This is a genomic window from Verrucomicrobiia bacterium, assembly GCA_035629175.1.
Lineage (GTDB): Bacteria > Verrucomicrobiota > Verrucomicrobiia > Limisphaerales > DASXHY01 > DASXHY01.
Genome location: DASPIL010000103.1, coordinates 31,692 through 45,247, shown reverse-complemented (window position 1 = coordinate 45,247; position 13,556 = coordinate 31,692). Strand labels below are relative to the sequence as shown.

The 13,556-nt window shown below is 58.1% G+C and carries 12 protein-coding genes; 8 read left to right on the top strand and 4 right to left on the bottom strand.

The window, feature by feature from the left end:
- The first annotated feature begins 32 nt into the window (after positions 1-32).
- Positions 33-605 (top strand): GTP cyclohydrolase I FolE, encoded by a 573-nt coding sequence (folE, locus tag VEH04_18675; GenBank protein HYG24797.1) that lies wholly within the window; start codon positions 33-35, stop codon positions 603-605.
- Positions 606-820: 215 nt separating this feature from the next.
- On the opposite strand, the gene VEH04_18670 is transcribed toward folE, so the two are convergent.
- From VEH04_18670 to VEH04_18660, 3 genes are read right to left on the bottom strand one after another with little or no spacing between them, the layout of a single operon-like run.
- On the bottom strand, positions 821-1,483 hold the full coding sequence (locus VEH04_18670; protein HYG24796.1) for a hypothetical protein: 663 nt from the start codon (positions 1,481-1,483) through the stop codon (positions 821-823).
- 24 nt (positions 1,484-1,507) lie between these two features.
- Entirely contained in the window at positions 1,508-4,621 is a 3,114-nt protein-coding gene (locus VEH04_18665) for an Ig-like domain-containing protein (protein HYG24795.1), read from the bottom strand.
- A 31-nt stretch (positions 4,622-4,652) separates the two neighbouring features.
- Positions 4,653-8,573, bottom strand: a complete 3,921-nt coding sequence (locus tag VEH04_18660) for a LamG-like jellyroll fold domain-containing protein (GenBank protein HYG24794.1) — start codon at positions 8,571-8,573, stop codon at positions 4,653-4,655.
- 127 nt (positions 8,574-8,700) lie between these two features.
- Between VEH04_18660 and VEH04_18655 the strand changes: the two genes are divergently transcribed.
- From VEH04_18655 to VEH04_18630, 6 genes are read left to right on the top strand one after another with little or no spacing between them, the layout of a single operon-like run.
- A complete protein-coding gene (locus tag VEH04_18655; GenBank protein ID HYG24793.1) occupies positions 8,701-9,459 on the top strand; it encodes a phosphoribosyltransferase in 759 nt (252 codons plus the stop codon).
- A 46-nt stretch (positions 9,460-9,505) separates the two neighbouring features.
- The gene (locus tag VEH04_18650; protein ID HYG24792.1) at positions 9,506-9,808 is read left to right on the top strand and encodes a hypothetical protein; all 303 of its coding nucleotides are present in this window, start codon (positions 9,506-9,508) and stop codon (positions 9,806-9,808) included.
- A 15-nt stretch (positions 9,809-9,823) separates the two neighbouring features.
- On the top strand, positions 9,824-10,324 hold the full coding sequence (locus tag VEH04_18645) for a tail fiber protein (protein HYG24791.1): 501 nt from the start codon (positions 9,824-9,826) through the stop codon (positions 10,322-10,324).
- Positions 10,325-10,346: 22 nt separating this feature from the next.
- Positions 10,347-10,868, top strand: coding sequence for a tail fiber protein (locus VEH04_18640; GenBank protein HYG24790.1), 522 nt, complete (start codon positions 10,347-10,349; stop codon positions 10,866-10,868).
- Positions 10,869-10,874: 6 nt separating this feature from the next.
- The gene (locus VEH04_18635; protein HYG24789.1) at positions 10,875-11,408 is read left to right on the top strand and encodes a tail fiber protein; all 534 of its coding nucleotides are present in this window, start codon (positions 10,875-10,877) and stop codon (positions 11,406-11,408) included.
- 5 nt (positions 11,409-11,413) lie between these two features.
- Entirely contained in the window at positions 11,414-11,908 is a 495-nt protein-coding gene (locus VEH04_18630) for a GNAT family N-acetyltransferase (protein ID HYG24788.1), read from the top strand.
- Here the strand turns inward: VEH04_18630 and VEH04_18625 are convergent.
- Positions 11,892-12,287, bottom strand: coding sequence for a hypothetical protein (locus VEH04_18625; protein HYG24787.1), 396 nt, complete (start codon positions 12,285-12,287; stop codon positions 11,892-11,894). The genes VEH04_18630 and VEH04_18625 overlap by 17 nt on opposite strands.
- A 112-nt stretch (positions 12,288-12,399) precedes the next feature.
- Between VEH04_18625 and VEH04_18620 the strand changes: the two genes are divergently transcribed.
- On the top strand, positions 12,400-13,014 hold the full coding sequence (locus VEH04_18620; GenBank protein ID HYG24786.1) for an alpha-ketoglutarate-dependent dioxygenase AlkB: 615 nt from the start codon (positions 12,400-12,402) through the stop codon (positions 13,012-13,014).
- Positions 13,015-13,556 lie beyond the last annotated feature (542 nt).

Sequence of the window (13,556 nt, the reverse complement as noted above, 5' to 3'; positions counted from 1 at the left end):
GCTGGCGCGCAATGGCCATACTGTAATGCGATATGTCACAGCCCAATCCGGAAAAAATTGCGGAGCACTATCGCGGAATCCTCCAGGAGCTTGGCGCGGACGTTGAATCGGAGGGGTTAAGGGAAACCCCGCTGCGCGCCGCAAAGGCCCTGATCGAAATGACGGAAGGGTCACGCATGGGAACCGAGCAGCTCACGAAGATGTTCAAGGCCGAGTGCAAAGCTGCGGTTTGCCACGACATGGTGATCGTGGACGGCATCAAGGAAGTGGGTTTGTGCGAGCATCACCTTCTTCCAATCCTGATGGACATCACCATTGCCTATGTCCCCGACCAGAAGATTCTCGGCCTTTCCAAGCTTGCGAGGATCGCGGGCTACTTTGCGAGACGTCTCCAGAACCAGGAGCGGACTGCGCATCTGATTGCGGCATTTGTCGAACAGATTGTCGAACCGCTCGGCGTTGCCGTGTTGATCGACGGCAAGCACATGTGCGCAATGGCTCGCGGGGTGCGCGACACACATTCCGTGATGAAGGTCAACGTGATGCACGGCGCCTTCCAGAAGGATCAAAACCTCCGGAACGAGTTCCTGGCGCGGCTGAGATAACTGCGATCGACATTCGGCCGCAACGGCACGTTTGCCTCCGCAGGAGCGCCGACTTTCGGTCGGCTTATGACGTTGAAGGAACCGATCGCGCACGGTGATGGTTGCATCCCATTCGGACAGGACGCACGCCTGTCTAAACTCAGCGGCGCAATGCAAAACTGGAAGCGGCAAGCCGATTGCACGTCGGCGCTCGGAGACGAAGGCGCGCCAGCGTGCTAGCGCCGCATCTTGGTCACGATGAGAAGACCGAATCCCATTGCGACGAACGCGAAGGATGAAGGTTCCGGAACAACCGTTCCCGACAGGGTGATCGACCATTCCACGAGCTGCATCTCTCCGCCTTCTGACAAATCCGCGACAGCTAGCCGCCAATCGCCATTGCCCGGCCGGCCATTAAACACGTCCAAGAGGCTGGTGCGCATCGTTTCGATCGGATTCGTCCGGCCGTCGGGTTCGTAGGTTCCCGTCAACACGCCTGTGCCTGGATCAAACAGGTGAATGTCGCCATTCGGCGCGCCATCGCTAAACGTCACGTCCCAGCCGTCGTAGAAGAAACCGAACGGATTTGAATCTGTGACGCCAACGCGATTCAGCAGGACACTCGTAGGCCCCAGGTCGAGATTGAGCGAAAGAAAAATGTCGCTCGCAAAACCGTTGTCTGCGGGAGCTCCCACCAGGCGCAGCCCGACTTCAACGCGCGTCAGCGAAAGAATGGATGAATCGCTGACCGTCGCCGTAAACACCATCGGCGGATCGGACGGATCCTCGATGGCCGTGTTCACAGTGAAGGTCCGGGTCGCTTCGGTTATGTTCTGGGCGGAGCATGCGCCGGCAGAGCAAATCAGGGCCGCGACGCAGCTGAAAAAAATGGGCTTCATAAAACAGTTCATGACGAATGCAGATCAGGGATTTCTCACAGCGCGATAGAGGCGCCAGGGACTCTGCGGGTTCACATCGGTGTGGAGGAACAGGCCGTTGGTCGACGCCGTGTAAACCGCCAGCGGATCAAACTCGTTCCAGACGTAGGGCACGCCGGAATTGGTCGTGAACTGCACGCGATAACTGTGACCCGGCACTCCAATAAACGACAATCGGAAATCCTGTCCGCTCACGGCAATGTCCGCAGAGTTGGGATTGGCCCCTGACGGGAATCCGTTCACCTCCACAACGGACACGACATTCGTCGCAAATCCGGAACCATCGGTCACCGTGTAAGCGAAGCTCCCATTCCCCGCGTTGTTGGCCGGGGCCGTGTAGACGATGAAGTTGCCCGCAATCGCAACCGTCGCTCCGAGGGGCAATGCGTTTCCGACCGAATCGATGACCAAGGCATCACCTTCCACATCAGTATCGTTCTCCATGAGAGAGGCAGTGGTTGCCTTCGCAATACGGGTCGTTTTCGGACGAGTCATGTTGTCCGCACCCACCAGCGGAAGATCGTTCTCGGCTATGATGGAAATCAATACCGTCGCAGGCAGGCTTTCAGCCCCGTCGCTATCGGTCGCTGCAAACGTGAACGAATCGCTTCCGAAATAATTCGTGGCAGGCGTGTAGATCACAGCGGGCAAGGTGCCGCTGATCACGCCGTTGGTGGGACCCGCAATGATCACCCAGTTCGTTATGGAATCGTTGCCCGCATCGCTGGCAGTCAGGGTCAGGTTCGCAACAACGTCCTCGAGGTTCGTGACAGTTTGTGAAATCGCCACGGGCGCAAGGTTTGTGACAACAAGAGAGAAGGATGCCGCGTTCGTGCTGACGCCGTCGCCTGCGTGAATCACGACTGTCTGGCTTTCATCGGGACCATCGGCGGCATTCAAATACCACGTCCACGTGCCCGCCACGTCACTGCTGACGTTTCCGGCAGATGCCGAAACGGAGACGTTTGCGTTGCCTTCCACATCGGCGAAGGTGCCCGAATTGGTCACCCAATCTCCTTCGCCGATTTCGAATGAAGCAATGTTTGCTGCAATCGAGGGCGCCGCATTGACAACAACAGCAGCGCTCGGCCCCGCACCCGCCGCGGTGTTCGTTGCCAGATCACTCGCAGTTCCCGCAGCGACGCTGATGGTCAATGAACCGCTTCCCGAAATATTCGTGATGATCACGCTCCGGGTATTGAGTCCGGAACCCGTCACCAAAACGGAACCCGCTGCGGACCCCGTCTGTCCGACAGTCACATCCTGCGCCGCCAGGGTGATGGCATCGGCACCTCCGTAAGTAATGACAAATTCAACCGGTCCGGCGCTCGTTTCCGCAATGGACGGAGCACCAATGCTGATGGAAGGCGGCGTCGTATCCACAACGGTGATCTGAAAGGGCTTCTCCAAAGTTCCACCGCTGTTGTCATCGGCCTGGATTCGAACCGAATACGTTCCCGCGGCCATGGCAGACGCGTCATTTGCGCGGAGGCTGGAGTCAGAAATACTAAACAGCGCGTTGTCTGCGTCCCCGCCCCCTGCAACCAGCGAATACACGAACGACGAACTGTCAACATCGGAACACGATAGTTCGCCAACCATTGCGTTTACACCTGCGCTCTGGTTCACCGGTGCGCCAGAAAACACAATGTCAGTGGGAGCATCGTTCGCGTCTGTCACCTGGATCGTCATAGTGGCTGTGTTGAACAATTCGCCGGGACCATCGTCGGTCACTTGAACCGTGAGCACGTAGTTGGTGGTGACTTCAAAATCAAGCGCTGCGGGGTTGGCAACGGTCAGTTCGCCCGAAGCAACGTCCAATGCGAATGCGTCTGCCGCATCGCCCGACACAACTGCGAAGGTCAACGTGGTGGCAGGATCCGGATCGACTGCTGACACAACTCCAACAAGTGCTCCCCCGACGCTGTTCTCGCTCACGGTGAAAAGCTGGTTGGTGATGGAGGGCGCGTCGTTCACGGATGTCGATACCACCGAACCACCGACATTGGTCGTGGTCACGTAACCGTCATCCAGCAAGAGCGCAAAGGTGACCGTTTCCGTCGAACCGGCGGCGACACGATTCGGCGCCGGAATGAATGTGATTCCTTGAATTACAAGGTTAATATCCCCCGGCGTCCCGCTCATTTCGTAAATGCCCGCAGAACCTTCGACAAAGTCCCCCAGGTTGCTCAACTGTCCCCTCGCGGGTTCGTCGATCAGAATCACCGCGGAAACAGTCTGCGTGGGTGAATGTAAATCTGTAATGGTTGCGCTGCTGAACGGGGCCAGCCACGAGTTGTCAGTCACAGGTTGTGCCATGCCCACTCCTGCGATTGCGGGGGCAGCGTTCAACAGTATTTCGTAGTCCTCCACTTCTCCATTCGAAGCCAGGCCGCGCGGGGTCAAGTCAGAGTCACTGCTCAGCCGGAAACGCGCATACGAGCGGCCGCCCGCCAGTAGGTTGGGCACTGCAACAGCGACAACGTTGGTTCCCGCCGAAACTGAAAGATTCGTCGCGACCTGCTCCGCGGCATCGTCCCAATCCCCGTCCGCGTTCCAGTCAAACCATGCATTAAGCAGTCCGCTTGCGCTGGATGTGACACGCACATCGGTGATTGTGTTTCCGTTGAAGACCACCGGCAAAAGCACTCCATCCTCATCCTGGTCGCCGTCGGCCGGGGCCGCCGGTGCACCGTCAGTCTCAATGTCAGGCGGAACCTCCCCGAGGAACAGCGTCACGCCACCGAAAGGCAGCACATGTCGCGCGCCATCGTTAACAAGCAGCACGGGATATGTCGCAGGAGCGTCGCCGAAATCCAGTTCTGCATCAACAGACGTGACCGTGGCATCATTCAGCGGAAACGAATCAGGATCGTCCGTCACCTTCGCCGCAAGATTGTTCGCGGTGAATGTCCCTTGGTTGGTGATCGCAAAAACACCCGGAGGAAGCGGATCATTGATCGTGACTTCGCAGACGATCGTCACCACCTGTCCGCTGGGAAGGTCTCCGATGTTCAATGCGATCTGTCCTGCCGCAGGTGAGAGAGCTGACGCGAGGGTGAGCGCGATGAGCGAGAGGAGTTGGCTGAAGCGTATCATGGAAATTGTTTTTCGGGTTGCGGTGTTGCGGTTACGGAGTGGGACATGCAACCCCGCCGAGGAAGCTCCCGCTTGCCGTTACGGTTTCCGCACCGATGTTCTGCGCGGCGATGAAGTTCGCCACCGCCGTCGTATCGACGTCACCGCCACCGTATCCTGGCAGCCGGATCGTGCAGGTGGATACCACGCGCCTCAGCCGGATATCCGGCCCGCCTGGCCCGCCGTCACCCGATCCTGCGGTCGTGTTGTTTCTGATGTCCACGCACGCGGAGTAGGCGTCACCCGTCGAGGCGCCCATCTCGAGATAGATACCGCGCTTGAAGCCGAGAACATCGAACGTGGAGGGATTTGCGACGGTGTTGTTGATAACAGACGCATTGATAGTTCCGTTGAAGCTGCCTTGCGCGGTCGCGAGGTAAATTCCGAAGTTGCTGTATTGCCGGATCTGGTTGTTATCGATGGTAACGTTTTGCGTGCCTGTTCCATTGACCACCCGCACCTCAATTCCACTCGCCTCTCGCGATCCGGAGCTGTCGGTTGCAGCGAGACCGATTGTGTTGTTGCGAATCCGGCCCGTGAATGTTCCCGAGCCCGTTTGCAGCGCCACAAGAATGGCATCGCCGCGAGCGCCGCGGAACGTATTGGCATTGATGTCGTAGGTGAGCTGCGGATTCGCCCCAACAACCCCGCCGCCGGAAACCGTGATGCCGCCGCCGCCCACTGCAATCGCTGAATGGGTGTTGATGCACAGGTTGTTGCTGAACACCAGGTCGCCCGTTGAGGAATTGCCGAGGTCGAACTGGAACACATCACCGCGTGCGCCATTGAACGTGCTATTCACAATGCTTGCGTTCAGCACCGCGAAGTTCTGCGCCTGGATCAGCAGCGAATTGTCGCCCGAAGCTGTGCCGTTCAATCCAAAAGTCACGTTCGCAACGTTCAGCCGGTTCAACGTCCCGGTTGAATTGATCACGCGCACATTATCTTCAAATCCACCCGAGATTGTGCAGTTCAAAATCGTCGCGGTGCCCGTGAGATTCCTGAAGCTCACGCACGCGTCGTCATTCGCCGCGTCGCCGTCTCCAAGCGCGTCCGCAGCGCTGTTGCCGTTGACCCCGTTGATGATGGAATTTGCGAGCGTGAATCCCGACACGCTGGAACCGTAGATCGCCCGATTTTGGAAGTCGTTCATTTGCAGGTGGGACAGTGAAACGCCCACGCAATTGTTCAGGTAAACACCCGTTCCCTGCCCCGTTGAACCATCGCTGCCGCTCTTGTTGGCAATGGTTCCGCCGGAACCCGCGCTCCCCGTTCCAGTGACGGTGAGTCCTCCGCTGCTTCCCGTGTTGTCGAGAATGATCCCTGTGTTGGACCCGCCGTTGGATGTGATGCGCCGAAAAGTCAGACCGCTCGATCCAATCGTGGAATTCGCCACATTGAGCGCAGTTCCAGTGGTGACATCGATCGTGTTTGCCGAACCTGTAACGTTGATCGCGGCCGCGCCACCCGTCACGCTGAACCCCGCACCGGACGTGGCGTCGATGTTCAGCGCCCCGCCAGTGAAGTCAATGGTCGTGCCGCTGTTGTTTGCAAGCGTCGCCGCCGCATTGGCGCCGGTATTCAGGTTCACTGCGGAACCCGTGAACTGGATTGTCTTCGTGGAGCCAGTGTTATTGTTTTGGACCAGGATGCCCGTGCCGCTGTTGTGCAACGTGCCCGACAGCGTGATCGTCCCACCTGTTCGGTTTTGAATCTCTACAACGCGGCCTGTCGTGTTCGTGATGTTTGCATCACAAGCGATCGTTCCGTTGCCGCCCGAAACGGCGAACGCCGTTCCAGAGGTGCTGTTGATCGAGTTGTTTCCCCCAGAAATCGTCACGGCACCGTCCCCGCTCAGACTTGCCGCAATGCCTGTTGTGGTGTCGATGTCGAGACCGCCATTCAGGAATTGAATTGTTGCGCCTGCATTGTTGGCGATCGTCATTGCCGTATTCGAGCCGGTGTTCAGCTGTTTCAGCGTTCCCGCAAAGGTGATGGTGGATGAACCCGAGACGTTATTTTGCAGCAGGATCCCCGTGCCAGAATCCACAATCACCCCTGGCAGCGAGACGCTCCCGCCGCTGAGATTCTGAACAACGATCGATCGTCCGCCAGTGTTTGTGATTGAACCCGCATAGGTAATCGTGGGCGCGCCTTGATCGACGTGGATGTCTGTTCCGCTCGCACCGCGGATAAGTCCGTTGGTCACTGTCAACGTGCCGCTGAGATTCACCAGTCGCATGCCCTCTCCCGGGCTGTTGGTTGAGCCAAGGATTGAAATCGTCGCCGATACGGAGCCGCTGCTGAGATCCAGAGCCGCCCCGCCATTTGCGGTGACTGACACAGTGCTTAACTGGACGCTTGCGAAGTTCGTTCCAGCAATGCCCTTGCCGTTCAACGGGTTCACATCCAGCCCGCGAACGACGTTGTTGGTGGACAAAACAATTGCAGTCCCCGATGCAGGAGAAATTTTTGGCCTTGCGACAGCCGTTTCCAGGGTCTGGCCTGCGACCACGAGGTCGACGCCCTGCCCGGTCAGCTTTTGTTCCGCTTCCAGCCGCAGCGAGGAATCATAGGTTCCGGTGCGGACGTAGATGTAATGACCAGTCCCATCCACATCGCCCGCGCCGCCATTTCCATTCAAGCTGGTGAAGTTCTGGAACGGCTGCGTCGAGCGGCCGTCGCCACCCGGTGCCGCGTTTGCATCCACATACCAAACCATCTCGGCCACGGTCACAGTCACCAGGCCGGCGCTCTTTGCGCCTCCCGAATCCGTGATGCGATAGGAAAACGTGTCAGTCCCGGTAAAGCCCGCCGCGGGCAGATACGTGAAGCTGCCATCGGCATTGTTCACTACGACCGTGCCGCCGTTTGCGGTTGTTGTGTCAAACAGGTCAACCATGACTGCGTTTCCATCGGCGTCGCTGTCATTCGCAAGAACACCTGCCGCCGCGTTCACCGTGAGGAGCGTATTGCCTATCGCGTTGTACGAATCAGGACGCGCCACAGGCGACGTGTTGACCGACACAACCGAAACATTCGTTCCGAGATCACTGCCAAATTGCAGCCCTTGCAAATCAGTTCCCGAGCTGTTCGTCAAAACAACCGTATAGCGAATCCGGTCGCCCGGGCTTATTTTGCCGTCATTGTCGGCGTCGAGCACCAATTCATCCCGCATGACGGCGCTGAGCCCGATCGGCGCGCTCGACGAGATCCAGTTGGGATTCCCAACGAGGGTTCCCGTGCTCGCTCCGGCTGCGGCCGCAGCATCCGCGGTCGACGCGCCCGAACCTTCATCGAAATGGTAATAGACGACCAATCCAGGTTCCGAGCCGTTCACGCGGTGGTGCATCAACAGCTGGATGTGTTCGGTCGATCGCGGCGTGTTCCAGACGCGGACTTCGTCAATGCTGCCGGGGAAATAATTGTCAACCCGTCCGATATTGCCGAGGGGCGTTGCATAAGGAACTGCCACCACGTTTGTGGAAAACACAACGGCTCCGTTCAGAAGGAGTCTATAAGTGGCGCCGTCGTACGATGCCGCCACGTGATTCCAATCATTCGTGCGAAGCAGGCCGGCCGGCGTTGTCGCAGAAATCCAGTTTGTCCCGTCGCCGAAGCCGGCATGCAGCCCGCTTTGACCATGGATCCAAAGGCTCGGCGCACGCTGCGCGGAATCGCCTGGCTGGAATCCAAGGATTCCGTGATACAAATCATCGACCGGTTGCGGGAGGATCCAGGCCTCGATGGTGAAGTTCGTGCCGAGGGTCGGCGGGTTGGCCACGCTTACGTATTGGCTGGAGCCATCAAAGTTCAGCGCCTGGCCGGGACCTCCCGATTGCGCCGAACCGCTGGACGCGGCCAAAAAACAAAGGACGACCGCAACAGTGCGCAAAAAGAAAGCCAGTTTCATTATTGTTAACTCGACGTGAGGTTCTGTATTGGCGATCCGGCAGGAAACTTTAGGAGAGTGTTGGAGAAAGAGTTGCCGGACGACGAAAGAACTTCAATTGACGCGCGCCGTCCGGCAGTCTTCATCCATGCCAGAACTGCCAGCCAGCCGGAATCGCGGCGCATGCGTGCGCGATCTGGCCTTGCTCCTGCCTGACCTGGAAAGCGGGGGACATTTCCTCGCGCCGCATCTGGCACACTATTCGTCAGATCCGAACACAATCGTTCTGGCGCTTGTTCGCGGCGGCGTCCCGGCCGCAATCGCGATCGCCAGCAGCTTGCGCCTTCCAATCGACGTTGTCCTCGTGCGAAAACTGTTTGCACCCGACGGCCCGTACCTGCCCGTCTGCGCTGCATCTGTCGGCGGCCGCACGGTGCTCGATCGCCGCTTGCCGACTCTCGCCGAAAAGCCCAAGCCGGGAATCAAACAGTTCGTTGAGGACGCCTTGGCATCGCTCGCGGACCGAACCCAACTGTGTCGCGGCGATTGCCCGCCGCTGGACATTCGAAATCGAACGGTGCTCCTGATCGACAATGGCGCGCGGACCGGCGGAACCATACGTGCGAGTGTTGATGCGATGCGCCAGCTTGCCCCAGCGAAGATCGTTGTGGCCATTCCCGTTGGTTCCGTAGAATGCCGCGCGATGCTCAAGAACACCGCTGACGAACTGATCTGCCCGGCCTGGCACGATCGCTTCGGCCACGTGGGGATGTGGTACGCGCGCTACGACGTTCCAGCGCTTGAAGAAATCCAGCGCCTGACGAACAGTGTGCCACGCGCCCTTGCTGTCGAGCGCAATTCGGGGAGAAACACTTCAGCGGAGATCGGATCCGCCGATAAGGCGTGAACACTTTGTCCGAACAACAAAAAACGGCCGTTGCTTTATATTCGCGTTGAAAAACCTGAGCAAAGAAGATTTCGCGCAGGCGCTGCAGCAGAAGTTCATCCTGCGAACAGGCGGCGAACAGACGCTTGAACTGTCGCTCGTGGCCGTCACTCACCTGACGCTGCATCCCGTCGAAAAAGGTCCGATTCGCGACGAGCCGTTTTCGCTGATGTTCCACGGCCCGGTGACTCCGTGGGCACGACAGCACACCTACCGCCTGGAGAATGAAACCCTCGGCGAGGTCGATATTTTCCTCGTTCCCCTCGGATTGAGCGGGAGCCACATGCAATACGAAGCCGTGTTCACCTGAACCAGGAGTCCATCCATGTCCGAACCATTCCTTTCCGAAATCAAAATCTTCTCGTTCAACTTCCCGCCCAAGGGCTGGGCCCTGTGCAATGGCCAGTTTTTGCCGATCAACCAAAACCAGGCATTGTTCGCGCTGCTTGGAACGACCTATGGCGGCAATGGTCAGACGACATTCGCCCTCCCCAATCTTCGCGGCCGCGTGCCCATCCATATGGGAAATGGCCACACCCTCGGCGAACAGGCGGGCAGCACATCCGTGACGGTGAACATCCAGCAATTGCCAACGCATCTGCATGCGGCAATGGCCGCCGACAATCCGTCCGACCAATCCGCCAATCCGGCCGGCAACTATCTCGGCCCGGTGAACAATCTCTATTCGGCGCCCACGCAGTTGGTGACGCTCCACCCTGGAACGGTATCGAGTGTCGGCGGAAGCCAGCCGCACAACAACATGATGCCGACGCTCGTGCTGAACTTCTGCATCGCATTGCAGGGCATTTTCCCGTCGCAAAACTGAACCCCCTAAATCGTAAATTTTTATGCCAGAACCAATGGTTGGAGAAATCAGGATGTTCGCCGGGAATTTCGCGCCGAATGGATGGATGTTTTGCGAAGGCCAGTCGCTTCCCATCTCGGAAAACGAGGTCCTTTTTCAATTGATCGGAACCACATACGGCGGCGACGGCGAGGAAACGTTCAACCTGCCAAACCTCGCCAGCCGCATCCCGGTTCACATGGGAACGGGCCCCGACGGCACGACTTACCAAATCGGCGAAATGTTCGGGACCGAACAGGAGACACTCGCGGTCCAACAGATTCCGAATCACACCCACCCGTTCACTGCCAGCACCGCGAACGGAACCGCGACGAATCCGCAAGGCAACGTGATTGCCGGCAGCACTTCATCCGTCAAGCCTTACATCCTGGATGCGCCCTCCACGCAGATGAACGCGGCAATGGCCTCCCCGGCTGGCGGAAGTCAGCCGCACGAAAACACGCAGCCATTTCTCTGCATCAACTACATCATCTCGTTGTTTGGAGTTTTCCCGCAACAAACCTGAATCCCTATGTCCGACCCATTCGTTGCTGAAATTCGTATCTTTCCTTTCAATTTCCCTCCGACGGGCTGGGCTTTCTGCGATGGACAGCTCATGCCGATCAGCCAGAACACGGCCCTTTTTTCGCTGCTCGGAACGGTTTATGGCGGCGACGGAAAATCCACCTTCGCCCTGCCCGACCTTCAGGGGAATGCCGCGATGCAGCCTGGCCAGGGACAGGGCCTATCGCTGCGTGATCTCGGCGAAATGAGCGGAGTGGAATCGATCACACTCCTAGTCTCGGAAATTCCGTTTCATACCCACGCGATTTCCGCCAACAACCTCGATCCTGCCAACGCATTGGTTCCCGAGCCACAGATGAGTTTGGGCGTGCCGACAGGCGGCGTGCTTTACGCCACCAGCGGTTCCGGTCCGACACTGACCCCCATGGCGTATCAGACGCTGCCCCCTGCGGGAGGAGGTTTGCCGCACAACAACATGCAACCTTACCTGACGCTGAACTTCTGCATTGCGATGCAGGGAGTCTTCCCGCAGCGCCCTTAAATCACATGCCTGACGCGATTGGGCTGCGTCCTGCCGAACCGGCCGACGAACCCTTCCTCCTGAGAGTATATGGTTCCACCCGGGCAGAGGAACTGGCACAAACGAATTGGAGCGTGGAGGAAAAGAGCGCGTTTGTGCAGATGCAATTCAGCGCGCAAACGCAATTCTACCAGGAAAATTACGAGGGTGCTGAATACCTGATTGTGCTTTGTGACCAGCGCCCGGGCGGGAGATTGTATGTTCATCGCACCCAGGAGGAAATCCGCGTCATGGATATCGCGCTGCTCCCGGAATTTCGCGGAAAAGGCATTGGAACTCTCTTACTGAACCAACTGTTCGCGGAAGGTCGATCGAGTGGAAAGTCAGTTGGAATTCACGTCGAAATCTTCAACCCGGCTGTCCGACTCTACCAACGACTTGGATTTCGGAAGATGGCCGACAAAGGTGTCTACCACTTTTATCAGTGGTTCCCCGATTCTCAGGTCAAGCAGCTCGATTGAAGAGCACTTCGTAATATCGGCCGTTCCGCCCCTCGTGCTGCGGTACCATGAAGACCGCGATCGCACCAACCTCGTCGTGTTTCAGTTCGTGGATTCCCTGTGGCAGCACCTGGTTCGCAGGACCAGTGAATCGCAGGGAAAAACTTCGTCCTTGTGGGTCCGCGTTAATTCGCTCTGCCGAGATCAATTTAAGCGCCATCGCATCTGCGGTTGCGCCGCTGACGATGAAGTCGCTGTTCACAAGGGGCGTGAATCGTCCCACGTGCAAATCAGCCAAGCGGTTCACTCCAGCGCGCTTTAGCAACAGGGCTGGAGAGATGACCGCGGCAAAGAGCGCCGTCAATGAACCCATTGCAAGAAATTGTCGTCGCGTTTTCATAGTAGCACGTGGTGCGTCTCTCATCGGCCTTATCAGCCGCCGCTGAAACGCTTTCTTGAATCCGCGCGGCCGCGCGCACATCCGGTTCGATCCGGCAGTGCTATGTTACAGCATGCAACAGGCAGAATTGTTCGGTGCAGCGCCAAAGCCGAGACCCGTGGAGATTCCAGGCTTCGTGATTCGCGAGGATTACGTCGACGCTCGCGAGGAAAGTGAACTGCTGGCGAACGTGAACGATGGCCCCTGGGAGACGGATTGGCGGAGACGGATCCAGCAGTACGGGTTGGGCTACGCAGGCCAGCACGGCGGTACACCAGTTTGGGTGCACGACTTCCCTGAATGGTTGATGCCGCTCGCGCGGCGGGTTGGCCTCGATGCCCACATGGAGCGACTTCGGGAGAATTGCGTCATCAACGAATACATTCCTCCCCAAGGGATCGCGCCGCACAAGGACTACGGTAGTTTCGGACCCACGATCGCGTGCGTCAGCCTGGGTTCCGACATTGTGATGGACTTCAAACATCCTGCCCGAAATCTTCGGGTGCCCGTGTTTTTGCCTGTGCGCAGCCTTTGGGTGATCTCAGGACCCGCCCGAACCGAATGGGAGCACGGAATCGCGCCGCGGCTGAACGACGTGATCAACGGCGAACGACGGCGTCGCGCGCGGCGGGTTTCCATCACATTTCGCACTGCCCGCGACCCGCGGCTCATTCCCCCGCGTTTTTGAGGATTTCCGGACCGCCTCTCCGTGCGGCTATCCAACAACTTTTTGTTTTTTTGGCAACATTCTGGGTTGCTAGCTAGGTCGGATCTCTCCGTGGTTTGAGGGCTTTCATCGCGCATGCGAAGAGGCGAGGAAACCACGAAACACACCAACCACACGAAAAGGAGGAGGCCATGAATTTCACCGCACTAACAAAGAGGTTGCGCGCACGGAAAGCCGCTGGGCTTTCCAGGAGCGAAACGGCTCGCAACGTGCCGAGCGGTGACTCCACCGTGGCGAGACCAGAGAGGATTTTTTGTTATAGTTCGTTGGCAGTTTCTCGCCGGGAACCTGCATTGCCAGACTGGAAGGGGGGTTGGGACACGGCGAGAAAGAGAAGCTCGCGTCTGTAACGTTTGTCATATTGAAAAAGGGATCAATTTTGGTTCTACAATGGCTCCTCTCAATGATTCCTGTCTCAAAGAGCATCGCGCATCCCGCGTACACGCTCGGGGTGCAGGCATGGACGCCTTGCGCCTCTTTTCTTGTGAACCACATCACCAACC

What these genes read in the sequence shown, in the direction of transcription:
- folE (HYG24797.1), top strand. Translation starts at nt 33, where the DNA reads ATGTCACAGCCCAATCCGGAAAAAATTGCGGAGCACTATCGCGGAATC.
- VEH04_18670 (HYG24796.1), bottom strand. Translation starts at nt 1,483, where the DNA reads ATGAAGCCCATTTTTTTCAGCTGCGTCGCGGCCCTGATTTGCTCTGCC.
- VEH04_18665 (HYG24795.1), bottom strand. Translation starts at nt 4,621, where the DNA reads ATGATACGCTTCAGCCAACTCCTCTCGCTCATCGCGCTCACCCTCGCG.
- VEH04_18660 (HYG24794.1), bottom strand. Translation starts at nt 8,573, where the DNA reads ATGAAACTGGCTTTCTTTTTGCGCACTGTTGCGGTCGTCCTTTGTTTT.
- VEH04_18655 (HYG24793.1), top strand. Translation starts at nt 8,701, where the DNA reads ATGCCAGAACTGCCAGCCAGCCGGAATCGCGGCGCATGCGTGCGCGAT.
- VEH04_18645 (HYG24791.1), top strand. Translation starts at nt 9,824, where the DNA reads ATGTCCGAACCATTCCTTTCCGAAATCAAAATCTTCTCGTTCAACTTC.
- VEH04_18640 (HYG24790.1), top strand. Translation starts at nt 10,347, where the DNA reads ATGCCAGAACCAATGGTTGGAGAAATCAGGATGTTCGCCGGGAATTTC.
- VEH04_18635 (HYG24789.1), top strand. Translation starts at nt 10,875, where the DNA reads ATGTCCGACCCATTCGTTGCTGAAATTCGTATCTTTCCTTTCAATTTC.
- VEH04_18630 (HYG24788.1), top strand. Translation starts at nt 11,414, where the DNA reads ATGCCTGACGCGATTGGGCTGCGTCCTGCCGAACCGGCCGACGAACCC.
- VEH04_18625 (HYG24787.1), bottom strand. Translation starts at nt 12,287, where the DNA reads ATGAAAACGCGACGACAATTTCTTGCAATGGGTTCATTGACGGCGCTC.
- VEH04_18620 (HYG24786.1), top strand. Translation starts at nt 12,400, where the DNA reads ATGCAACAGGCAGAATTGTTCGGTGCAGCGCCAAAGCCGAGACCCGTG.